Origin of the sequence: Pseudomonas sp. HMWF006, assembly GCF_003061205.1 — a bacterium.
Lineage (GTDB): Bacteria > Pseudomonadota > Gammaproteobacteria > Pseudomonadales > Pseudomonadaceae > Aquipseudomonas > Aquipseudomonas monsensis.
The window spans coordinates 81,185-101,493 of the sequence record NZ_QAIU01000335.1; the positions used below are offsets into that span (position 1 = coordinate 81,185).

A 20,309-nucleotide genomic window follows, 5' to 3' on the forward strand; every position below is an offset into this window, starting at 1 on the left:
TTCGCTGGCAGGCGCCACACGGGCGCTTTGAAAAGGAGTTAGCTGAATGAAAAAACTGATCGCTGCTTTCGCTGCCGTAGCCGCTTTTTCGGCCCACGCTGCAGAAACCCTGACCGTTGCCGCCACCCCGGTGCCGCACGCGGAAATCCTCGAGTTCGTGAAACCGGCGCTGGCCAAAGAAGGCGTGGAGCTGAAGGTCAAGGTGTTCACCGACTACATTCAGCCCAACGTACAGGTCGCCGAAAAGCGTCTGGACGCTAACTTCTTCCAGCACCAGCCGTACCTCGACGAGTTCAACAAGGCCAAGGGCACCAGCCTGGTCGCTGTGACCGGCGTGCACCTGGAGCCATTGGGTGCGTACTCGAACAAGTACAAGAAGCTCGATGAACTGCCAAGCGGCGCCAACGTGGTAATCCCGAACGACGCCACCAACGGCGGCCGTGCGCTGTTGCTGCTGGACAAGGCGGGCGTGATCAAGCTGAAGGATTCGAAGAACATTCTGTCGACTGTCAAAGACATCGCCGAGAACCCGAAAGACCTGAAGATCCGTGAACTGGAAGCCGCGACCATCCCGCGCGTGCTGACCCAGGTCGATCTGGCGCTGATCAACACCAACTACGCGCTGGAAGCCAAGCTCGATCCATCCAAGGATGCGCTGGTGATCGAAGGCAACGACTCGCCTTACGTGAACATCCTGGTGTCCCGTGCGGACAACAAAGACAGCGACGCGATGCAGAAACTGGCGGCTGCCCTGCACAGCCCGGAAGTGAAGAAGTTCATTACCGAGAAGTACAAAGGCGCGGTATTGCCGGCGTTCTGATTTAGATTGCTGCAACGAAAAAGGGGACGCTATGAGCGTCCCCTTTTTTGTGTCTGGCTTTGGACCTGCTGTGAAGCTTCCCCTCACCCCAGCCCTCCCGAAACGTCGGACCGCCCAGAGGGAGAGGGGGCCGATCTTCAAGCTCTTCGAGCCTGAGTTCGACTCACAATTGCAGGTCGGCGCAACTCGAACAAACACCTCGGTCAGTTCCCTCTCCCTCCGGGAGAGGGTTAGGGTGAGGGGTTTTTCGCTCTCCAGCGTTTATTTGCGGTTGAGCATCACCGGCAACTGCGCGACCAGTTTGGCGTTGTTCAACGGCGCCCGAATAAACCCGCGCTGCGTCCCGTCCGGCCCGATCACCGCCAGGTTGCCGCTGTGATCCACGGTGTAGTTGGGCTTGCTGGTATCGGCCGGAATAAACGGAATGCTCACCGCATTGGCGACCTTCTGCAGCTCTTCGATCGACTTCGGCGTCAGGCCGATGAACTGCGGATCGAAGTAGCCCAGGTACTGCTTCAACTGCTGCGGGTTATCGCGGTTCGGGTCAACGCTGACCAGTACGATCTGCAACTTGTCCACAGCGTCTTTGGGCAACTCGCTCTTGATCTGGCGCAGTTGGGCGAGGGTGGTCGGGCAGATGTCCGGGCAGAAGGTGTAGCCGAAGAACAGCAGGCTCCACTTGCCTTTCAACTCGTCGATGGCGACCGGTTGGCCATCCTGATTGGTCATGGTCACGCCCGGCAAGGTGCGGCTCTGCGGCAGCAGGATGATGCCGGCATCGATCAGCGCAGTGGGGTCGCCCTGGCCCTTGCCACTCAGCACTTTGTTGACGGTAAGTCCCAGGATCAGCGCGATCACGGCGACGAGGATGAAGACGGTTTTCTGGGTTCGAGTCATAAGTTCAACAGTAAGTAGTGGTCTACGAGCAGGGCGATGAACAACAGGAACAAGTAATAAATAGAGTACTTGAAGGTGTTGATCGCCGCGTGCGGCCGAGTGCCACGGTACAGCACCACGGCCCATTGCAGAAACCTTGCGCCCAGCGCGAGGGCGCACAGCAGATACAGCACGCCGCTCATGTGGATCACGTACGGCAGCAGACTCACCGCCAGCAGCGCAAAGGTGTAGAGCAGAATGTGCACTTTGGTGTAATGCTCGCCGTGGGTCACCGGCAGCATCGGGATGTCGGCCTTGGCGTATTCCTCTTTACGATGGATTGCCAGCGCCCAGAAGTGCGGCGGGGTCCAGGCGAAGATGATCAGCACCAGCAGCAACGGTTCGGCGCTGACATGACCGGTGGCGGCGGTCCAGCCAAGCAGTGGCGGGGCGGCGCCGGCGAGGCCGCCGATGACGATGTTCTGCGGCGTCGCGCGCTTGAGGAAACCGGTGTAGATCACCGCGTAGCCGAGCAGAGAGGCGAGGGTCAGCCAGGCAGTCAGCGGGTTGGTGAAGGTCAGCAACAAGGCCTGGCCGAGCAGCGCCAGGACCAAGGCAAAGGTCAGTGCCGCAGCCGGCGATACCCGGCCTTCAGCCAATGGCCGCTTGTGGGTGCGCGCCATCACCGCGTCGATGCGCCGGTCCACCACATGGTTGACCGCCGCCGCACCGCCGGCACACAGGGCGATCCCGAGGTTACCGAACACCAGCACGGTCCACGGCACCCCGGCACGGGTCGCGAGGAACATGCCGACCAGAGAGGTGATGAGCATCAGCACCACCACTTTCGGTTTGGTCAGCTCCAGATAGTCACGCCACAGCGCTTGCGCGGGACGTTCGCCGATCAGAAGCGCCATGGCGTTTCTCCTTTAATGGTGATGGGCGCCGCCACGTGTTTACGCGGGCTGAGGCGCCAGCGTGCGAGCACCGGCTGTTTGAGCCGGACCAGACTGGTCCGTGCGTGGTAATTGACCAGCACCATCGTCAGCAACAGCGCCGCACCGCCGGCGTTGTGCGCGACCGCCACCGGCAGCGGCAGATGGAACAGCACGTTGCTGATGCCGAGGGTTATTTGTGCGCCGAGGGCGACCAGCACCAGCCCGGCGAGCCGGGTCATGCCGACGGCTCTGAGTTGCCAGGCCAGCCCGAGCAGCACCAGCGTCACCAGCAACGCGCCGATGCGGTGGGTCAGGTGGATTGCCGTGCGCGCATCGCTGTCGAGTTGGCCGCCGAGGTAATTCGGGCCGATGTGCTGGGTCAGGTGAAAGCCGTTGGCAAAGTCCGCCGGCGGCAGCCATTGACCGTGGCAGGTCGGAAAGTCGATGCAGGCCACCGCCGCGTAGTTGGAACTGACCCAGCCGCCCAGCGCGATCTGGCCGATCACCAGCAACAGTCCCGCCGTCGCCCAATACTGCAAACGCCTGGGCACGGTCAGCGCCGGCAGCACGCCGGAGAGTCTCAAGGTCAGCAGGAACAGCAGGCTCAATGTCGCAAAACCGCCGAGCAAATGCCCGGTGACCACTTGCGGCCAGAGTTTGAGCGTCACCGTCCACATGCCGAACGCTGCCTGGGCGAACACCACCGCCAGCAGAAACAACGGCAGCTTCAGCGGCTGTCCCGGATGCCGGCGATTGACCCAGGCGCGTCCGGCCAGAATCGAAATCAGCAGGCCGAGGGTCCCGGCGAAGTAGCGGTGGATCATCTCGTTCCACCCTTTGTGCGCCTCCACCGGCGAGTCGGGGTAATGCAGTTCGGCATGGGCCAGCTGGGCTTCGCTTTTCGGCACGCTGATAAAACCGTAACAGCCCGGCCAGTCCGGACAGCCGAGGCCGGCGTGGGTCAGGCGGGTGTAGGCGCCGAGCAGCACGACGATCAGTGCCAGCAGGGTGGCAAACAGCGCGAGGCGAAATCCAGGTTTGGCCATGACGATGCCCTTATCCGATGTTCGACAGTTTCAGCAGGTGGCGCAGGTCGTTGAGCAAGTCCTTGCCCTTCACACTCGGGTCGTAGCGCAGCACGAGGTTGCCGTGCGGGTCGATGATCCACAGCTGCGGCGTGGCCTTGTCGCCGGTGGTCTTGCTGAAGGTGGCGGCGTCCAGCGGGTAGCGTTGCAACTGTGGGTATTCGCGGCTCAGCTTGGCTTCATAGTCGGCGCCCAGCGGTTGCGCGGCGGCGAGGGCGTGGCTGGCGCGTCCGGCATCGCGGCCGAGGCCGATCTGGATCTGCCGGGCGAGGTACACCAGTTGCTGGCAATCGACCGCGCAGTCCCTGGGTGCGGTCACCAGCATCTGCCAGCGCTGTTCATCGGCCTGCACACCGAGGTCGGCGCGGGACTGGCCGTTGCCGATCAGTTCGCCGTGGTAGCTGCGCCCTTCCGGCACCCAGAACTGCAATTTGTACATGCCGGTGGCGAGGATCATCGGGCCGACCACGCCGAGCAGAATCAGCAGCAGCTGGACCCGTCCACGACGACGGCTGGCCGGGGTTTTTGCCTCAGACATGCTGGGTGGATTCATGGCCGTTCCCATGGTGTTTCTCCTTTGCGTTGTGCAATCCAAGGTAGATGTAGAGACCGAGCAGGGCGGTGGCCATGGCAAACCATTGCACGGCGTAACCGAGGTGTTTTTCCGGGCCCATGGCGACCACCGGCCAGTCGGCCTCATAGCTGGCAGGGCCGGGTTCGGCGCGCAGTTCGTAGGCGAAACCGTCGCGGTCGAGGGTTTTCCACAGCCTGGCTGGCTCGACGGCGGTGATGGTTTGCGGCCAGGTGCTGCTGGCCGGGTCGGCGTGCAACTGGAAGGTCGCGCCGGGGGCGACATAGACCCAGGCATCGAGACTCAGTGCCTCGGCCGGGGTGGTGAATTGCGGGGTTACGCGGCGATCCGGCCACGGCAGCCAGCCACGATTGACCAGTAGCCAAAGACCCGTGGCGCGGTCCTGAAACGGTTGCAGCAGCTCGATGCCGACCTTGCCGTTGCGCTGACGGTTGTCGAGTAGCAGGCTGTGGCCACCATCGAACTGGCCGTAAAGATGCACCCGGCGATAGGCCGGGTCGGTGCTGTGCAGCAATTCGCTGCTGGCCATCGGCGCGGCGGCGCGGCGTTCGGCGTAACTGGCGAGCAGGGCGGTTTTCTCCGCACCCCGGCCCAGTTGCCAGAAGCCCAGCGACACCAGCAGCGGCAGCAACAGCGCCACCACCACGGTCGGTATCACTCCCGGGTGAAAGCGCTTCATGGCCGCGCCACAAAGTCAGTCGTCGCGATCGCTATACTCAACTGCATCGCCTGTCCCCCGGAGTCTTCCCATGCTCAAAGCAGCCATTGTCGTGCTGCTGATTGCCACGGTGATCAGCCTGTTCAGCGGCCTGTTTTTCCTGGTCAAGGACGACAGCAGCTCGAATCGCCTGGTCATCGCCTTGAGTGTTCGGGTGGCATTGGCCGCCATCACCGTCGGCTTGATCGCCTGGGGCTTTTACAGCGGCCAACTGGTGTCCCACGTTACGTGGTAGCTGCAAGCTTCTAGCTTTGAGCTGCAAGCTTGGAGCTTGAAGCTTGCCGCTTGCGGCTGTTGTCAAAGCACATAAACGAAGATGAACAAGCCGATCCACACCACGTCGACGAAGTGCCAGTACCAGCTCGCCGCTTCGAAACCAAACTGGTGCTCGTTGTCAAAATGGCCCTTCATGATGCGCATCAGCATCACGAACAGAATGATCGTGCCGATGGTCACGTGCGCACCGTGGAACCCGGTGAGCATGAAGAACGTGGCGCCATAAATGCCCGAGCCGAGGGTCAGGCCCAGTTCGTGGTAGGCGTGCATGTATTCCTCAGCCTGGAAGCCAAGGAACGCGCAGCCCAGCAACACGGTGATCGCCAACCAGATTTTCAGCGCGCCGCGATGGCCCTTTTTCAAGGCATGGTGGGCGATGGTGATGGTGACGCTGGAGCTGACCAGCAGAATTGTGTTGATCAGCGGCAGGCCCCACGGGCTGATGACTTCCTTGGGCGGCGGGAACAGTTTCGGGTCCGGCGTATGCAACAGCGGCCAGGTGAACTGGAAGTTCGGCCAGAGCATGTGCGCGATGCCTTTCGGGCCTTCGCCCCCCAGTGCCGGGCCGGAGATGTGCCGCACGTAGAACAGCGCGCCGAAGAAGGCGATGAAGAACATCACCTCGGAGAAGATGAACCAGCTCATGCCCCAGCGGAACGAGCGATCGAGTTGCGAGCTGTACAGCCCGGCGCGACTTTCTTTGATCACCGCGCCGAACCAGCCGAACAGCATGTACGCCAGCAACAGCCCGCCGACGAAAAAGATGTACGGCCCGTGGGATTCCGGGCGTGCCGCCTTCAGATCGTTGAACCAGGTCGCCAGGCCGTACACGGTGATGACCATGCCGAAGGTGGCGATGATCGGCCACTTGCTCTGGGCCGGGACGTAATAGTGCTCATGAGTTGCCATTTATTGTTCTCCTTATCGGGCACGCTTAACCGCCAGTGTTTACAGCCACCGGAGGATGTCGGGCGGTGATATCGAACAGCGTGTAGGACAGCGTCAGGTGCTTCACGTCCTTGGGCATGTCGCGGTCAACGATGAAACGCACCGGCATCTCGATCTGCTGACCGGGCTGCAGCACCTGCTGGGTAAAGCAAAAACATTCGGTCTTGTGGAAATATGCCGCCGCCTCGCTGGGCGCAATGCTCGGCACGGCTTGCGCACTCATCGGTTTGTCGGTGGGATTGCGCGCGATGAAAATCATCTCGTTGACCGCGCCTGGGTTCGCGGTGAGTTCGTCATGCTTGGGGTAGAAGTCCCATGGCATATCGGCGGTGTTGGTCGACAGGAACTGCACGCGCACCTGGCGTGAGGTATCGACGACCTGCTCGCCTTCGTACTGCCCGGCGGTCTTGCCATTGATGCCGAAGGCCTTGCACATCACGTCGTAGATCGGCACCAGGGCAAAGCCGAAGACAAACATTGCCACCACGACCCCTAGCAGCCGGGTGACGAGTTTTTTCAGCGAGATCGAGTCAGCCATGATTTTCAGCCTCCACCTGAATCTCTGTGGGAGCGAGCTTGCTCGCGAAGCAGGCGCTGCGGTTTCTCAGTGAAACCGAGTTATCGTTCTTCGCGAGCAAGCTCGCTCCCACAGTCATTTCACTTCCGGCGGCGTGGTGAAGGTGTGATACGGCGCCGGCGACGGCACGCTCCACTCCAGCCCTTCGGCACCATCCCACGGTTTGGCCGGGGCTGGCACGCCACCGCGAATGGTCTTGATCACGATGAACAGGAAGAAGATCTGCGTGGCGCCGAACATGAACGCGCCGATCGACGAGACCATGTTGAAGTCGGCGAACTGCAGGTTGTAGTCCGGGATCCGCCGGGGCATCCCCGCCAGACCCACAAAGTGCATCGGGAAGAAGGTCAGGTTCATGCCGACGAACGACAGCCAGAAGTGCAGCTTGCCAAGGGTTTCGTCGTACATGTGCCCGGTCCACTTTGGCAGCCAGTAATAGGCCGAGGCGAAGATCCCGAAGATCGCCCCGGGCACCAGCACGTAGTGGAAGTGCGCGACCACGAAGTAGGTGTCCTGGTACTGGAAGTCCGCCGGGGCGATGGCCAGCATCAACCCGGAAAAGCCGCCGATCGAGAACAGGATCACGAACGCTACGGCAAACAGCATCGGTGTCTCGAAAGTCAGCGAGCCCTGCCACATGGTGCTGGCCCAGTTGAACACCTTCACCCCGGTCGGCACGGCGATGAGCATGGTTGCGTACATGAAGAACAGCTCGCCCACCAGCGGGATGCCGACCACGAACATGTGGTGCGCCCAGACGATGAACGACAGGAACGCGATGCTCGCCGTCGCATAGACCATTGAGGTGTAGCCGAACAGCGGCTTGCGCGAGAAGGTCGGGATGATCTGGCTGACGGCGCCGAACGCCGGCAGGATCATGATGTACACCTCGGGGTGGCCGAAGAACCAGAACACATGCTGGAACAGCACCGGGTCACCGCCACCGGCGGCACTGAAGAAACTGGTGCCGAAGTGGATGTCCATCAGCATCATCGTCACGCACCCGGCCAGCACCGGCATCACCGCGATCAGCAGGAACGCGGTGATCAGCCAGGTCCAGACGAACAGCGGCATTTTCATCAGGGTCATGCCGGGGGCACGCAGGTTGAGGATGGTGGCGATCACGTTGATCGCGCCCATGATCGAACTGATCCCCATCAGGTGGATGGCAAAGATGAAGAACGTCACGCTTTCCGGCGCGTAGGTGGTGGACAGTGGCGCGTAGAACGTCCAGCCGAAGTTCGGCCCGCCACCGGGGCTGAACAGGGTCGAGACCAGCAGCAGAAACGCCGCCGGCAACAGCCAGAAGCTGAAGTTGTTCATCCGTGGCAGGGCCATGTCCGGCGCGCCGATCATCAACGGGATCATCCAGTTGGCGAGGCCGACGAACGCCGGCATCACCGCACCGAAGACCATCACCAGACCATGCATGGTGGTCATCTGGTTGAAGAATGCCGGCTCGACGATCTGCAAACCGGGCTGGAACAGCTCGGCGCGGATCACCATGGCGAACGAGCCGCCAAGCAGGAACATCAGGAACGCAAACCACAGGTACAGCGTGCCGATGTCCTTGTGGTTGGTGGTCAGCACCCAGCGCATCAGGCCTTTGGCGGGGCCGTGGGCGTGGTCGGCATGACCGTGGTCATCAATGACAGCGCTCATGGCCGGTCTCCTTTACGTGAGTGGGTGGGGCGGGCCGGGGCGCGCTGCCCCGGCCGGTTCACGACGTACGCGATAGACCGGTTCATTTGCTTTCCGCCTGTTTCAGCTCCAGCACTTCTTTTGGCGTGACCATGTCGCCCTTGTTGTTGCCCCAGGCGTTACGTTCGTAGGTCACGACCGCTGCGATATCGACTTCCGACAGCTGCTTGCCGAACGCCGCCATCGCGGTGCCGGGCTTGCCGTGGAAGACAATGCTCAGGTGATCCTTGATCGGGCCGGTGGCGATTTTCGAGCCCTTGAGCGCCGGGAACATCGGCGGCAGGCCCTGGCCCTCGGCCTGGTGACAGGCCACGCAGGTGGTGTGATAGACCTTGTCGCCGCGCTCTTTAAGTTCGTCGAGGGTCCATTCCTTGCTGGTCAGCTCCTTGAGCTGCGCGGCCTCGGCTTTGCGCTCGGCGAGCCACTTCTCGTAGTCGGCCTTCTCTTTGACCTCGACCACGATCGGCATGAAGCCGTGATCCTTGCCGCACAGTTCGGCGCACTGGCCACGGTAGAGGCCGGGCTTGTCGATCCGGGTCCAGGCTTCGTTGACAAACCCCGGGATCGCATCGCGCTTGACCGCGAATGCCGGCACCCACCAGGAGTGGATCACGTCGGCGGAGGTCACGAGGAAGCGCACCTTGGCCCCGGTCGGCAGCACCAATGGCTTGTCGACTTCAAGCAAGTAGTGCTCGCCCTTGGCTTCCTTGTTGTGGATCTGCTCGGCGGGCGTGGCCAGGTTGCTGAAGAATTCGACGTCCTGGCCCAGGTATTTGTAGTGCCACTTCCACTGATAACCGGTGATCTGGATATCAATATCCGGCTCACTGGTGTCGTACATCTTGATCAGGGTGGCGGTTGCCGGAACGGCCATTGCCACCAGGATCAGCAGCGGCACGACGGTCCAGAGAATTTCGACGGTGGTACTTTCGTGGAATTTTGCGGCGACCTGCCCGGTTGAACGGCGGTGCACCATCATCGACCAGAACATGGCGCCGAAGACGATGACTCCGATCACCACACAGATCCAGAAAATGGTCATGTGCAGATCGAATACTGCGTGACTGATTTCAGTCGCTCCAGGCGCCATATTCACAGTCCAGGCCGCGTGGGCCGGGCTGAAAATCGACCACAACAGGAGGCCCATCCAGACGTGTGGATGTCGCATCATTGCGGGTTCCCCTTATCGTTCTTGTTATCCCGGAGGCGTAACGCCTGCGGCAAGGGAGCGGCTGCATCAGACTACGAACTTGAATCGCCGGGCCTTGCTGCGGGTGCAGTCGGGCGTCATCAGCTAACTCCATTCACTGGCGAGTATAGACAGCGAGCGGAATTTGCAATGTGCCGACGTAAATGAACTGAAACAGCGGGTACTTGCGTTCGAGGGCACGAATGGAGAAGGATGCAGACGAGTGGTGGCGAACCGATATAACGCCGGTGCATCAAGGATGAAATAATTATGACAAATGCGTCTTAGCATTTTTCGTAAGCCAGCTAACTTATGTCTTCCCTATTTCATTGCCTTGTACCCTGGAGTTTTCATGAACACCGCCGCATTGCGCGAGCAGATCCAAAAAGCCCGACAAACCGAAAACCAAACCGGACGGCTCAAGCGTCAGCTGGAAGCCAAGTTGCCTCATCTGCATTCGGCCATCCAGTTGCCGGACGCTAACCGTGAAGAAGCGTTGACGAGCTTCGTCACCGCCTATATCGACGAAGTACCAGACATGCTGGATGCAGCCAATGAAGTCGCCAGGGAAGCGGGAATCGAGTCACAGATCAAACCGGTGCTGAGAATCGCCGAGCAGTACTTTATCCAGCCGCCGGTGGGTCTGGACAGTCTGCTGGACGAAGCCTATCTGGCACACCGCTTTGTCGAAGAGGTCAACGACCTGTACATCAAGCACCTCGGCCAGCCACTGATCCCCCTGGACATGACGGTCGCCAATCTGATTGCTCACCAATTGCTCGGTGAGGAATTTGCCAATCAACTGGACGAAGTGGTGCATCACACCATCGACGAAATGCTCGACGACGAGAGCTTTGCGCTGGAATCGGTCGAAGCTTACCGCGACAAGCTGAGCAGCCCGGATACCGGTGCTGCGTGGAAGCGCTGGCCATGCATGGGCCGCCGCCTGGGCGTGGGCCTGGAACTGGATCAGCCAGCCGCGTAAGCCACGCACAATCCAATGTCGGAGTGAGCCTGCTCGCGATGGCGATGGGTCAGTCAACAGAGATGTTGATTGAAACGATCGCCATCGCGAGCAGGCTCACTCCTGCAGGGTTTGAGTTCAACCTGGAGATTCAGCCGGCGGCGCCGACACCAGTATTGGTCCGAACCCGCCCCTCAAGCCGTCGCTTCAACCCGCGCGACTCGATCAACAGCTTCGATCCCTTAGCCGCATTCGCCCGGCCCCACTCTTCCAGCAACTCCAGACACGAATGGTCGATGTAGCTCAGGTTATTGAGCGGTACATGCACCGTCGTACCTTCGGGAATGCTGCCCAGCACCTGGGTCAAGGCTGGCACCTTGAGAAAGGTCGCCGCGCCCACCAGGCGCAACTCCATCTCGCCATCCTGCGGCAGGTCGATCAGGCTGATCTTCAGGCGCGAAGCCTTGAACGCCAGTTTCAGCAGGGTCAGACCGAAACCGATCAGTACCCCGGTCAACAGGTCGGTGAAGATGATCGCCAGCGCCGTGGCGGCGTAGGTGAACATCGGCATCCGCCCGTAACGGCCCAGACCGCGAAAGGCCTTGAGGTCGACCAGTTTGAAACCGGTGTAGACCAGCACCCCGGCCAGACTCGCCACCGGAATGCTTTGCAGCACGCTCGACAGCAACAACACGAACCCCAGCAGCCACAGACCATGAAAGATCGTCGAATAACGGGTGGTCGCGCCGGCCTGGACGTTGGCCGAACTGCGCACAATCACCCCGGTCATCGGCAGCGCACCGACCAGCCCGCAGAGCATGTTGCCGACACCTTGCGCTGACAGCTCACGGTCAAAGTCAGAACGTACGCCACTGTGCATGCGGTCTACTGCTGCCGCAGACAGCAGGGTTTCGGCGCTGGCGATAAACGCCACGGCAAATGCCGCGATCAGTAGCGTCGGGTCGGCCAGGCTGAGCAGGTCCGCCGGTTTCAGCCAGTCGATGGCTTCGGCCAGATTCTCCGGCACCTCGACCCGTTTCACCGGCAACGCCAGCAGCAGGCTGGCGCCCGTGGCCAGACCTACGCCGAGCAACGCGCCGGGAATAAACCGCAGCGAGTGCGGACGGAATTTCTCCCACAGCCACATCACCGCAATGGTCGCCAGCCCGAGTAACCCGGCCTGCCAGCCAAACGACGGCAAGGCTTGCGCCACCGCGCCGGGGAAGGCCGTCAGGTTATCCAGACCGGAGGGTTGCGGCTTGGCGTCGAGCATCACATGCACCTGCGAGAGCACGATCAACACCCCGATCCCGGCGAGCATGCCGTACACCACCGCTGGCGCCGTGACCCGGAACCAGCAACCGAGCTTCAGGCGACCGGCCACCAGTTGCAGGAAACCTGCGAGCAGCAGAATCGGCCCGAGCATCTCGATACCGTGCTGACGCACCAGTTCGAACACCAGCACCGCCAGACCCGCCGCCGGCCCGCTGACCTGCAACGGCGAACCCGCCAGCCAACCCACCACCAGACCGCCGATGATCCCGGTGATCAGGCCTTTGGCCGGCGGCAACCCGGAAGCAATTGCGATACCCATGCACAACGGCAGGGCGACCAGGAACACAACCACCGAAGCCAACAGCTCCCGTGGCAGAACCGCTTTCAATTGAGCAGCACGCATGGTGATTCTCCCGAAGCTTTCTTCAGGCGTGGCGAGGCCAGGCCGCTGAAACAGCGGCCGGCGTCAAACCACACAGATTTTTAGGAAGATTTAGAAGCGCGCTTTGGGCGTCGCCACCGGAATCGGGTGGCTGCCATCGAGCGGCAGGAAACGTCCCTGATCCGCGTCGTAAGCTTTGATTTCGCTGGTTTCGATGTTGTAGACCCAGCCATGGATGAACAGATGACCGTTCGCCATGCGCGAGGCTACCGAAGGATGGGTACGCAAGTGCTGCAGTTGGGCGATGACGTTTTCCTCGGTGAGGATCGGCATGCTTTCTTTTTCGTCGGCGCAGTGACAGTTGTCGTGCACCATGGTTTTCGCGACTTCGGCGTGGCGCAGCCAGGCTTTGACCGTCGGCATTTTTTCCAGGCTGTCCGGGTTGAGCACCGCACGCATGGCGCCGCAATCGGAATGGCCGCAGATGATGATGTGCTGCACGCCCAGCGCCAGCACCGCGTACTCGATTGCGGTGGAAACGCCGCCGTTCATCTGGCCGTAAGGCGGCACGACGTTGCCGACGTTACGGGTCACGAACAGATCACCCGGGGAGCTCTGGGTGATCAGCTCAGGGACGATGCGCGAGTCGGCGCAGGTGATGAACATTGCCCGGGGCGATTGCGCCGTGGCGAGTTTCTTGAAGAGTTCTTCCTGCTGCGGGAAGACCTCATGATGAAAATGCAAAAAGCCGTCAACGATCGTTCGCAGCGCTGCATCGGCGGATTCCGCCCCAGGGACGGCTTGCGCCGACGCAGCCAAAGGCTGTTTATCCTTGTCACTCATGATTCATCCTCTTTGGCGGATTCGGGGAGTCGTTCCCGTGTATTCCGATATGAAGCCAGTGGCTGTTTAAAACATCCGGGTCATCCCGACCCGTCAGTCACTCGATGAATAAGGTAGCCGCCGAAACTTAACTCAAACTGAATCAAGCGCTCTAGAACGTGTGTTCCAGGTCACGAAAAACGTGACTGGCCTGTTCCGGCGGAAGGATTCCAACCCATCAACCATCGACTAATTGTCGCTAAATCAACGACATCTGGCGACCCGGCGGACAGAAGGCGGTGTGATTTACCCCGAAGCCCTCGAGCCAGCGAGCTCGCCGCCGGCACCTCACCTTGGCTGCTGCGTCAGGGGTACTCAGGGATTGGGACGCGCGAACAGTTGCCGATTAAAACTACGATACTTGATGCAACATATAGTGGATTGCCACTTTGACAGCGGTGCGTATTATCCGAAGAGCCATGGAAGTCATTAGGCAAACAAACTTGAAAGGGATTTTTTATGACATCAATTGCACGTCCAGACAGTGTTCGAGGGGTTTTTTTAGAGAGGGTCGAAATAACTGTCCCTCGAAGCGAAATTCTAGTGGAAATGCGCTTTTCAACTAAGAAAGCAGTGACTGATCCAGCGACCGGACTGGTATCCGAGATGCTTGTTGATTCCAAGGTCGTGGGTGCAATATCGTCCGATAAAGGCAAAACGTTTAAAATTGGCGGGCTTAAAGATGTAGACGGCGATGGTGATATCGACCGTCATGATCAGGCAAAGTTAATCGCCCTGGCCAAGGCTTATAGCGCCATTATCAATCCTTGAATAAAAACAAAGCCTGTATGACTTCATACAGGCTTTGTTCCCGCGTAAAGGCTCTGCGAAGGGTTCCCGTTTCTTACTGACTTCGATAGACGCGAGTTTGCGACCTCGAAGGATTTGCTAAATCAACGACATCTGGCGTCCCGGCGGACAGAACGCTGTGCAATCGAGGTTGTAGCCCTCGCGATGATTCATGCCTAGACGCTTGATGGTTTTGGCAAAGCGCTGCGCCAGCAGGTCGGCGAACACCCCTTCGCCGCGCATGCGTGCGCCAAAACGGCTGTCGTAGAGCTCACCGCCACGGCTCTGGCGGATCAGGCTCAACACATGGGCCGCCCGCTGCGGGTAGTGCGCCTGCAACCACTCCTCGAACAGCGGCGCCACTTCCAGCGGCAGCCGCAGCATCATGTACGCAGCGCTCTGCGCGCCGGCCGCATGCGCCTCAGTCAGCAGGCTTTCGATCTCACTGTCATTGATCATCGGAATCATTGGCGAACACAGCACACCCACAGGAATCCGCGCGTCGCGCATTACCCGGATCGCCCGCAGCCGGGCCTTGGGCGCTGCGGCGCGGGGTTCAAGGATGCGTTTGAGTTCGTCGTCCAGTGTGGTCAGGCTGATCATCACCGCCACCAGCCTTTGCTGCGCCAGTTCAGTGAGCAGGTCGAGGTCGCGCAAGATCAGCGAACCCTTGGTGATGATGGTCACCGGATGCCGATAGCGCAGCAGCACTTCGAGGGTCTGGCGGGTGATTTTGTGTTCGCGCTCGATCGGCTGATACGGATCGGTATTGGAGCCCAGGTTGATCGGCGCGCATTGATAGCCTTTTTTCCCGAGCTGTTCTTCCAGCACTTGGGCGGCGTTGGTCTTGGCAATCAGCCTGGTTTCGAAATCCAGCCCGGGCGACATGTCCCAATAGGCATGGCTGGGCCGCGCGTAGCAATAGATGCAGCCATGCTCGCAGCCTCGGTAGGGGTTGATCGAGCGGTCGAAGGGCAGGTCCGGCGAGGTGTTGCGGGTGATGATGGTTTTCGCGGTTTCGATCATCACCTCGGTGTTCTGCGTTTCGGGCACTTCCTGATACCAGCCGTCATCCTCGGCCACCGAACGGTTCGGCGCAAAGCGGTTGTGCGGATTGGTCGCGGTGCCGCGACCGCGCGGGGGGAGAGGGTTGATCATTGCGCGAACCTCAAATCTGTACATGCATACAGTACAAGGTTACGCCCTTAACGATCCAGTACCGTTCGGCCAAGGAATACGGGCACGGTTCAGGTCTGCCATGTGCTGGGTTGTTCATATAAATAACTGGAACAAGAGAAAACCCACGAAACATATGTTTGGTTGTGAAGGAAAGTTATCAACTATAGCCTTCGAAACTTACCGGCACTGATGCCTGTATATGAACTCTAAAAGGATTTAATTTATGTCGTTTCTTAATCAGCGTGGTGTATTCCTACAAATGTTGCTGCCGAGCCAATCGGAACCCAATACCATTGTTTCGATGCAACTTGCCCGCAAGGAACTGGGCTGGAATGCCGAGGAGGAGTTGTCGACCGAAGCTCTGGTCGATTCGATCTACGTGGTCGCGGTGTCCAGCGATCAAGGCAAGTCCTTCACCATTCGCACGGACAAAAAAGATGTAGACGGCGACGGTGATATAGATAGTGATGACAAGGCCAAGTTAGTGGCATTGGCCAAGGCTTATGCGAGTATCGTTAATCCGTAACGCACAGGGCGACAAATGCAAAAAAAACCTGCATGATTTACGCCTGCAGGTTTTTGTCGGACAGTGATTGGTCAAAACGGTAGCAACCATGTGAGTGATTATTTCAAATATTAAATTCCCTCATTGATGCAAAGGAACCCGCGATTTTTCTGAAAATAAACTCATCGTCCAGATCAATATCGTTATCACCGTCAGCGTCCGTCGACCCCATCACTTTTTTATACAATCCGTTGTCATAACCCGTGACGGTCACGACTGAATCCGGGCGAGTCAAATCGGAGTTTGCGACATTAAACAAGCCAATATTGACGTCGGCAAGTTTGCCCTTTGAGGCGTTGTCTGCAAATGAGATAAGCATGCAACTGTAAAGACGTCCCGCGCCGACGGTGCTCAAGCCGACAATCGCAGAGGCGAGGTCGCCTGCCAGGGTGTAATAGGAGTCGTCATCCTCATCAGTGTCGCCGTCACCCTCAACGTCGTCGACTCCACTTACCGTGTCATATTTCCCGTTGGCGATATTGGCGTACGCTGTGACGACGATGTCGGGCAATGAATTAACAGCATCACCATTGTTGTATCGGGAAATGACCGCTTCAGCTGTGCCATTCCCATCCGTGTCTCTGAACTCATATAACAGTGAGTAGCTCATGTCTGTGTGCTCCCTGCCAGCGCAATATTAAGGACCTGAATCTATGTCCCTTTGCACATTAGGTAACGTAAATGCGAGCGTCTACTGTCAGACTTGACAGGTGTATGCATTTACAGCACGGATGGAACAACGTGACTGACGGAGTGGTTATACACCCTGTCAACTCTGACAGTAGACTGGAATTATCCCCAACTCTAATCTCAAGCACGGATTCAAGTCTGAGGGATTTTATTCATGGCTATCAGAATACTGCTGGAAATCTCGGATATGGACCGAGATGAAAGTCCGGAAATCGCGTTTTATCACTACGATGAAGACGCGACCGAGATGATGGATTACGACTATTCGCTCTATGCTTCGTCGTCGCAGGCCAATGGTCGTTATGACGTGATCTCCGAAGACGCCGTCGATGCTGACGGCGATGGCGACATCGACAAATACGACGAGAAGCTTTACCTGCAGCTGGCCGATGCATTTGCGCAGTTCAAAGGCTTTCAGTCCAAGCGTTGATCGGCCGCTGACACCGCACGAAAAGTCGCACCGTGCCAGCGGCGTATCAATCGCAGCCGTTAGTTATGCGTGGTGACTTGCCCCAAATCATCCTTGGAAGTCGTCTGCATATCGTTCTTGCGCAGGCTCGCGACATCGTCAGCCTTGACCGGCGCGCCCTTGTTACCCCAACTGCCGCGAATAAAACTCACCACATCGGCTACTTCCTGATCCGACAAGCGCCAGGCGAAACCCGGCATGGTGAAGGTCGACGGCGCCGAGTGGGTGGCCGGCAGGGTGCCGCCCTTGAGCACGATGTGGATCAGTGACGTCGGGTCTTCCGATTGCAGCACCGGATTGCCGGCCAGCGCCGGGAACACCCGGGTATAGCCATGGCCGTCGGTACGGTGGCAGGCCGCGCAGTTGTCGATGTACACCGCTGCGCCGCGTTGGCTGTCGTCACCGTTCCATAGAGCCTTGGCGGCTTTTTCGTCGTACTGGTGCGGCTGATCGGCAGGATCATTGGCCGGCAACGACTTGAGGTAGCGGGCGATCGCGGTCAGGTCGGCGTCGGTCATGTATTGCATGCTGTGGGTCACCACGTCGCTCATGCCGCCGAACACCGCGCTGCGGTCGCTGCGTCCGGTCTTGAGGAACTGCACCAGTTGCGCTTCGCTCCAGCTGCCGAGACCGTCCTTGTGATCGCCGCGCAGGTTCTTGGCGATCCAGCCTTCCAGCGGCGCACTGCCGGCGAGGAAGTTTTTGCCGTCGGTGGCGCTCAGGGATTTTTCCTGCATGGTCAGGGCCCGTGGCGTATGGCAGGCGCCGCAATGGCCGAGGCCTTCGACCAGATAGGCGCCACGGTCGATGACTGGATCGTCCGAGGTTGCCTTGTAGTCCTCGACTTTCGGCGCAAACATCCAGCGCCAGCCCATCAACGGCCAGCGCATGCTCAGCGGCCATGGAATGTCGCTGGCCTTGTTTTCCTGCGCGACCGGTTCGACGCCGTGCATGAAGTAGGCGTACAACGCCTGCATGTCGCCTTCACTGACGCGGGCGTAGGACGGATACGGCATGGCCGGGTACAACGTACTGCCGTTTTTCGCGACACCATGGCGCACGGCCTTGTCGAAGTCCTCGAAGCTGTAATCACCGACGCCGGTTTGGTCGGGGGTGATGTTGGTCGAGTAAATCGTGCCGATCGGGGTTTCCATCGGCAGGCCACCAGCGAACGGCTTGCCGCCCTTGGCGGTATGGCAGGCCACGCAGTCACCGGCGCGGGCGAGGTATTCGCCTTGTTTGATCAACGCTTGATCGACGTCGGCGGCGTGTACAGCAGCGCTGCCGAGCAGGGCCAGGGTGGCGATAACGAGATTGTTCATGGTCATCGCTCCTTATGCCTGAACCAGCGGGCCGGGGTTTTTCAGGTACTGCTCGCGGATCGCCTTCGCCGACCAGTAGGTCAACGCCGCCACCAGTCCGGTCGGGTTGTAGCCCAGCCCCTGCGGGAATGCCGAGGCGCCCGGCACAAATACGTTGTGCACATCCCAGCTCTGCAAGTAGCGGTTCAGGGCGCTCTTCTTCGGATCGGTGCCCATGATTGCGCCGCCGTTGAGGTGGGTGGTCTGGTAAGCCGCGGTGTTGAAGTGATCACCGACCTGTTTGCCGATCACCGCGATGGCTTTCGGGCCCATGGCTTGGGCGACCTTGCCCATTTTCTCGACCATGAAGCGGTTCATCTTGATGTCGTTTTCCTGCCAGTCGAAGGTCATCCGCAGCAGCGGCAAGCCGTAGGCATCGCGGTACACCGGATCCAGATCGAGGTAGTTGCCGCGGTAGGACTGATGCGCGCCGTGGGCGTCCATCGACACCTGGTGGGTGTAGTAATCGGCGGTCGCACGTTTCCACGCGCTGCCCCAGGCCGGTGTGCCCGGCGGGTTCGAAGTACCGGCAATCGGCCGGCTGCCGGCCTGGTTGACCCACATCGGCGAGCCGCCGACGAAGCCGTGCGGCCCGTGGTCGAAGTTGTCGGCGTTGAAGTCATCCAGCGCCACGCCGTTGCCGCCGGCACCGATGAAGTTGTTGGTGTGGGTGTCCTTGTCGAAGAACGCCTTGATGGTCGCCATGTTCTGGTAGGCGAAGTTGCGCCCGACCACGCCTTCGCCGCTGATCGGGTCGTAAGGCTTGCCGATGCCCGACAGCAGCATCAGGCGCACGTTGTGCAGCTGGAAGGCGCCGAGGATCACCAGATCCGCCGGTTGCTCGATCTCGCGGCCCTGGCCGTCGATGTAAGTCACGCCGGTGGCCTTGGACTTGGTGCTGTCGAGGTTGACCCGCAGCACATGTGAGTTAGGCCGCAGTTCGAAATTCGGCAACGGCTTTAGCGCCGGCAGAATGTTCACGTTCGGCGAGGCCTTGGAATACATGTAGCAAACATAACCGCTGCAGAAACCGCAGAAGTTGCACGGCCCCATCTGTGCGCCGTAGGGATTGGTGTACGGCCCTGAAGTATTCGCCGACGGCAGGTTGTAGGGTTTGTAACCGACCTCTGTCGCCGCTTTGCCGAACAGCTGTGCGGACACCGTGTTTTTCTGCGCTTGCAGCGGGAACGGATTGGAGCGATCCGGCGCATAAGGGTTGCCGCCCTTGCCCTGACCGACCAGTTGGCCCTTCACGGTCCAGGCCTGGCCGGAGGTGCCGAAGACTTTTTCGGCGAAATCGAAGAACGGCTCCAGCTCTTCATAGCTGACGCCGAAGTCCTGGATGGTCATGTCCTTGGGGATAAAGTTTTTGCCGTAGCGCTCTTCGTAGTGGCTGCGCATGCGCAGCTCGATCGGATCGACGCGAAAATGCACGCCCGACCAGTGCAGACCGGCGCCCCCGACGCCATTACCCGGCAGGAACGCGCCGAGCTGGCGGTTGGGCAGGGCGATGTCGTTGACGCTGTGGCGGATGGTGACCGTCTCTTTGGAGATGTCCTGAAAGAGTTTTTTGCGCACGCTGTAGGTGAGTTCGTCGATCACCTGCGGATAGTTGCCGTCGGGGTAGGTGTCCTGCATCGGCCCGCGCTCCAGCGCCAGCACATTGAGCCCCGCTTCGGTCAGCTCCTTGGCCATGATCGCGCCGGTCCAGCCAAAACCGACGATCACTGCGTCGACCTTCTTCATTACGGTTGCCATGCTTAGGCCCTCTCGCCGCGAATCGAAACTGCCGGGAAGGGGTATTGCTCGTTGCGTTCCACCCAATCCATGAAATCGGCGCGGGCGCCGGGGAAGCCGATCATGGTCCAGCCGACCATGCCTTTATTGCCGCCGTGGATCGGGTCGCAGAAGAACCCTTCCTTGGTGTTTTGCAGCAGCAGACTGAAGAAAATCTTCGCCGGAACCGCATCGAACTGCGGCTTGCCGGCTTCGAGTTGCTTGAGCAAGTCGTCTCGGGTAGCGCTGTCTTGCTC

Annotated in this window: 22 protein-coding genes; 6 read left to right on the top strand and 16 right to left on the bottom strand. The window is 59.8% G+C overall.

Annotated elements, in window-relative coordinates:
* The first annotated feature begins 46 nt into the window (after window positions 1–46).
* Window positions 47–820: a MetQ/NlpA family ABC transporter substrate-binding protein gene (locus DBR24_RS13795; RefSeq protein WP_128615038.1), complete on the top strand. Its 774-nt coding sequence runs from the start codon at window positions 47–49 to the stop codon at window positions 818–820.
* A 261-nt stretch (window positions 821–1,081) separates the two neighbouring features.
* On the opposite strand, the gene DBR24_RS13800 is transcribed toward DBR24_RS13795, so the two are convergent.
* Genes DBR24_RS13800 through DBR24_RS13820 form a run of 5 tightly spaced genes read right to left on the bottom strand, consistent with a single transcriptional unit; the run spans window position 1,082 to window position 4,990 of the window.
* Window positions 1,082–1,717, bottom strand: a complete 636-nt coding sequence (locus DBR24_RS13800) for an SCO family protein (protein WP_102355457.1) — start codon at window positions 1,715–1,717, stop codon at window positions 1,082–1,084.
* Window positions 1,714–2,613, bottom strand: coding sequence for a heme o synthase (gene cyoE / locus DBR24_RS13805; protein ID WP_123470215.1), 900 nt, complete (start codon window positions 2,611–2,613; stop codon window positions 1,714–1,716). The genes DBR24_RS13800 and cyoE overlap by 4 nt, the downstream gene beginning before the upstream one ends.
* The gene (locus DBR24_RS13810; RefSeq protein WP_128615039.1) at window positions 2,601–3,680 is read right to left on the bottom strand and encodes a heme A synthase; all 1,080 of its coding nucleotides are present in this window, start codon (window positions 3,678–3,680) and stop codon (window positions 2,601–2,603) included. Before DBR24_RS13810 ends, cyoE begins: the two co-directional genes overlap by 13 nt.
* Before the next feature lie 10 nt (window positions 3,681–3,690).
* Complete coding sequence (locus tag DBR24_RS13815; RefSeq protein WP_128615040.1) at window positions 3,691–4,284, bottom strand: hypothetical protein; 594 nt, start codon at window positions 4,282–4,284, stop codon at window positions 3,691–3,693.
* Window positions 4,250–4,990 carry an SURF1 family protein gene (locus DBR24_RS13820; protein WP_128615041.1) on the bottom strand — a complete coding sequence of 247 codons (741 nt, stop codon included), beginning with the start codon at window positions 4,988–4,990 and terminating at the stop codon, window positions 4,250–4,252. The genes DBR24_RS13815 and DBR24_RS13820 overlap by 35 nt, the downstream gene beginning before the upstream one ends.
* 70 nt (window positions 4,991–5,060) lie before the next feature.
* On the opposite strand from DBR24_RS13820, the gene DBR24_RS13825 reads away from it, so the two are divergent.
* A complete protein-coding gene (locus DBR24_RS13825; protein WP_123470223.1) occupies window positions 5,061–5,264 on the top strand; it encodes a twin transmembrane helix small protein in 204 nt (67 codons plus the stop codon).
* Between the two features lie 62 nt (window positions 5,265–5,326).
* Here the strand turns inward: DBR24_RS13825 and DBR24_RS13830 are convergent, their stop codons facing one another.
* The 4 genes from DBR24_RS13830 to coxB all read right to left on the bottom strand — a co-directional run bounded on the left by DBR24_RS13830 (window position 5,327) and on the right by coxB (window position 9,702).
* Window positions 5,327–6,214 (bottom strand): cytochrome c oxidase subunit 3, encoded by an 888-nt coding sequence (locus tag DBR24_RS13830; RefSeq protein ID WP_128615042.1) that lies wholly within the window; start codon window positions 6,212–6,214, stop codon window positions 5,327–5,329.
* Between the two features lie 25 nt (window positions 6,215–6,239).
* Window positions 6,240–6,791 (bottom strand): cytochrome c oxidase assembly protein, encoded by a 552-nt coding sequence (locus DBR24_RS13835; RefSeq protein ID WP_128615043.1) that lies wholly within the window; start codon window positions 6,789–6,791, stop codon window positions 6,240–6,242.
* A gap of 114 nt (window positions 6,792–6,905) precedes the next feature.
* A complete protein-coding gene (gene ctaD / locus DBR24_RS13840) occupies window positions 6,906–8,492 on the bottom strand; it encodes a cytochrome c oxidase subunit I (protein WP_128615044.1) in 1,587 nt (528 codons plus the stop codon).
* Between the two features lie 82 nt (window positions 8,493–8,574).
* Window positions 8,575–9,702 (bottom strand): cytochrome c oxidase subunit II, encoded by a 1,128-nt coding sequence (gene coxB / locus DBR24_RS13845; protein ID WP_128615045.1) that lies wholly within the window; start codon window positions 9,700–9,702, stop codon window positions 8,575–8,577.
* A 370-nt stretch (window positions 9,703–10,072) separates the two neighbouring features.
* On the opposite strand from coxB, the gene DBR24_RS13850 reads away from it, so the two are divergent.
* Window positions 10,073–10,705 carry a hypothetical protein gene (locus tag DBR24_RS13850; RefSeq protein WP_128615046.1) on the top strand — a complete coding sequence of 211 codons (633 nt, stop codon included), beginning with the start codon at window positions 10,073–10,075 and terminating at the stop codon, window positions 10,703–10,705.
* Between the two features lie 130 nt (window positions 10,706–10,835).
* On the opposite strand, the gene DBR24_RS13855 is transcribed toward DBR24_RS13850, so the two are convergent.
* Together DBR24_RS13855 and DBR24_RS13860 are read right to left on the bottom strand one after the other, a co-directional pair.
* Entirely contained in the window at window positions 10,836–12,362 is a 1,527-nt protein-coding gene (locus tag DBR24_RS13855; protein ID WP_128615047.1) for a SulP family inorganic anion transporter, read from the bottom strand.
* A gap of 90 nt (window positions 12,363–12,452) precedes the next feature.
* Complete coding sequence (locus DBR24_RS13860; protein WP_123470235.1) at window positions 12,453–13,184, bottom strand: carbonic anhydrase; 732 nt, start codon at window positions 13,182–13,184, stop codon at window positions 12,453–12,455.
* A gap of 498 nt (window positions 13,185–13,682) precedes the next feature.
* On the opposite strand from DBR24_RS13860, the gene DBR24_RS13865 reads away from it, so the two are divergent.
* Entirely contained in the window at window positions 13,683–13,994 is a 312-nt protein-coding gene (locus DBR24_RS13865) for a hypothetical protein (RefSeq protein ID WP_128615048.1), read from the top strand.
* Window positions 13,995–14,111: 117 nt separating this feature from the next.
* Here DBR24_RS13865 and DBR24_RS13870 read toward each other — a convergent pair whose 3' ends face one another.
* On the bottom strand, window positions 14,112–15,170 hold the full coding sequence (locus DBR24_RS13870; RefSeq protein WP_128615049.1) for a PA0069 family radical SAM protein: 1,059 nt from the start codon (window positions 15,168–15,170) through the stop codon (window positions 14,112–14,114).
* Between the two features lie 244 nt (window positions 15,171–15,414).
* Between DBR24_RS13870 and DBR24_RS13875 the strand changes: the two genes are divergently transcribed.
* Window positions 15,415–15,717 carry a hypothetical protein gene (locus DBR24_RS13875; protein WP_123470241.1) on the top strand — a complete coding sequence of 101 codons (303 nt, stop codon included), beginning with the start codon at window positions 15,415–15,417 and terminating at the stop codon, window positions 15,715–15,717.
* A 103-nt stretch (window positions 15,718–15,820) separates the two neighbouring features.
* On the opposite strand, the gene DBR24_RS13880 is transcribed toward DBR24_RS13875, so the two are convergent.
* On the bottom strand, window positions 15,821–16,366 hold the full coding sequence (locus DBR24_RS13880; RefSeq protein ID WP_128615050.1) for a hypothetical protein: 546 nt from the start codon (window positions 16,364–16,366) through the stop codon (window positions 15,821–15,823).
* A 234-nt stretch (window positions 16,367–16,600) separates the two neighbouring features.
* On the opposite strand from DBR24_RS13880, the gene DBR24_RS13885 reads away from it, so the two are divergent.
* The gene (locus tag DBR24_RS13885) at window positions 16,601–16,876 is read left to right on the top strand and encodes a hypothetical protein (RefSeq protein ID WP_123470245.1); all 276 of its coding nucleotides are present in this window, start codon (window positions 16,601–16,603) and stop codon (window positions 16,874–16,876) included.
* A 59-nt stretch (window positions 16,877–16,935) separates the two neighbouring features.
* On the opposite strand, the gene DBR24_RS13890 is transcribed toward DBR24_RS13885, so the two are convergent.
* The 3 genes from DBR24_RS13890 to DBR24_RS13900 form a co-directional block, all read right to left on the bottom strand.
* Window positions 16,936–18,237: a cytochrome c gene (locus DBR24_RS13890; protein ID WP_128615051.1), complete on the bottom strand. Its 1,302-nt coding sequence runs from the start codon at window positions 18,235–18,237 to the stop codon at window positions 16,936–16,938.
* Between the two features lie 12 nt (window positions 18,238–18,249).
* Window positions 18,250–20,034, bottom strand: coding sequence for a GMC family oxidoreductase (locus tag DBR24_RS13895; RefSeq protein WP_123470249.1), 1,785 nt, complete (start codon window positions 20,032–20,034; stop codon window positions 18,250–18,252).
* Between the two features lie 2 nt (window positions 20,035–20,036).
* Window positions 20,037–20,309 (bottom strand): gluconate 2-dehydrogenase subunit 3 family protein (locus DBR24_RS13900; protein WP_146189039.1); only part of this gene is annotated, 273 nt, incomplete at its 5' end.

Excerpts from the sequence above, each read along its gene's own strand:
- DBR24_RS13860 (WP_123470235.1), bottom strand. The coding sequence starts at position 13,184 with ATGAGTGACAAGGATAAACAGCCTTTGGCTGCGTCGGCGCAAGCCGTC.
- DBR24_RS13895 (WP_123470249.1), bottom strand. The coding sequence starts at position 20,034 with ATGGCAACCGTAATGAAGAAGGTCGACGCAGTGATCGTCGGTTTTGGC.
- DBR24_RS13830 (WP_128615042.1), bottom strand. The coding sequence starts at position 6,214 with ATGGCAACTCATGAGCACTATTACGTCCCGGCCCAGAGCAAGTGGCCG.
- coxB (WP_128615045.1), bottom strand. The coding sequence starts at position 9,702 with ATGATGCGACATCCACACGTCTGGATGGGCCTCCTGTTGTGGTCGATT.
- DBR24_RS13800 (WP_102355457.1), bottom strand. The coding sequence starts at position 1,717 with ATGACTCGAACCCAGAAAACCGTCTTCATCCTCGTCGCCGTGATCGCG.
- DBR24_RS13880 (WP_128615050.1), bottom strand. The coding sequence starts at position 16,366 with ATGAGCTACTCACTGTTATATGAGTTCAGAGACACGGATGGGAATGGC.
- ctaD (WP_128615044.1), bottom strand. The coding sequence starts at position 8,492 with ATGAGCGCTGTCATTGATGACCACGGTCATGCCGACCACGCCCACGGC.
- cyoE (WP_123470215.1), bottom strand. The coding sequence starts at position 2,613 with ATGGCGCTTCTGATCGGCGAACGTCCCGCGCAAGCGCTGTGGCGTGAC.
- DBR24_RS13795 (WP_128615038.1), top strand. The coding sequence starts at position 47 with ATGAAAAAACTGATCGCTGCTTTCGCTGCCGTAGCCGCTTTTTCGGCC.
- DBR24_RS13875 (WP_123470241.1), top strand. The coding sequence starts at position 15,415 with ATGTCGTTTCTTAATCAGCGTGGTGTATTCCTACAAATGTTGCTGCCG.
- DBR24_RS13810 (WP_128615039.1), bottom strand. The coding sequence starts at position 3,680 with ATGGCCAAACCTGGATTTCGCCTCGCGCTGTTTGCCACCCTGCTGGCA.
- DBR24_RS13835 (WP_128615043.1), bottom strand. The coding sequence starts at position 6,791 with ATGGCTGACTCGATCTCGCTGAAAAAACTCGTCACCCGGCTGCTAGGG.
- DBR24_RS13890 (WP_128615051.1), bottom strand. The coding sequence starts at position 18,237 with ATGAACAATCTCGTTATCGCCACCCTGGCCCTGCTCGGCAGCGCTGCT.
- DBR24_RS13870 (WP_128615049.1), bottom strand. The coding sequence starts at position 15,170 with ATGATCAACCCTCTCCCCCCGCGCGGTCGCGGCACCGCGACCAATCCG.
- DBR24_RS13815 (WP_128615040.1), bottom strand. The coding sequence starts at position 4,284 with ATGGGAACGGCCATGAATCCACCCAGCATGTCTGAGGCAAAAACCCCG.
- DBR24_RS13865 (WP_128615048.1), top strand. The coding sequence starts at position 13,683 with ATGACATCAATTGCACGTCCAGACAGTGTTCGAGGGGTTTTTTTAGAG.
- DBR24_RS13855 (WP_128615047.1), bottom strand. The coding sequence starts at position 12,362 with ATGCGTGCTGCTCAATTGAAAGCGGTTCTGCCACGGGAGCTGTTGGCT.
- DBR24_RS13820 (WP_128615041.1), bottom strand. The coding sequence starts at position 4,990 with ATGAAGCGCTTTCACCCGGGAGTGATACCGACCGTGGTGGTGGCGCTG.
- DBR24_RS13825 (WP_123470223.1), top strand. The coding sequence starts at position 5,061 with ATGCTCAAAGCAGCCATTGTCGTGCTGCTGATTGCCACGGTGATCAGC.
- DBR24_RS13885 (WP_123470245.1), top strand. The coding sequence starts at position 16,601 with ATGGCTATCAGAATACTGCTGGAAATCTCGGATATGGACCGAGATGAA.
- DBR24_RS13850 (WP_128615046.1), top strand. The coding sequence starts at position 10,073 with ATGAACACCGCCGCATTGCGCGAGCAGATCCAAAAAGCCCGACAAACC.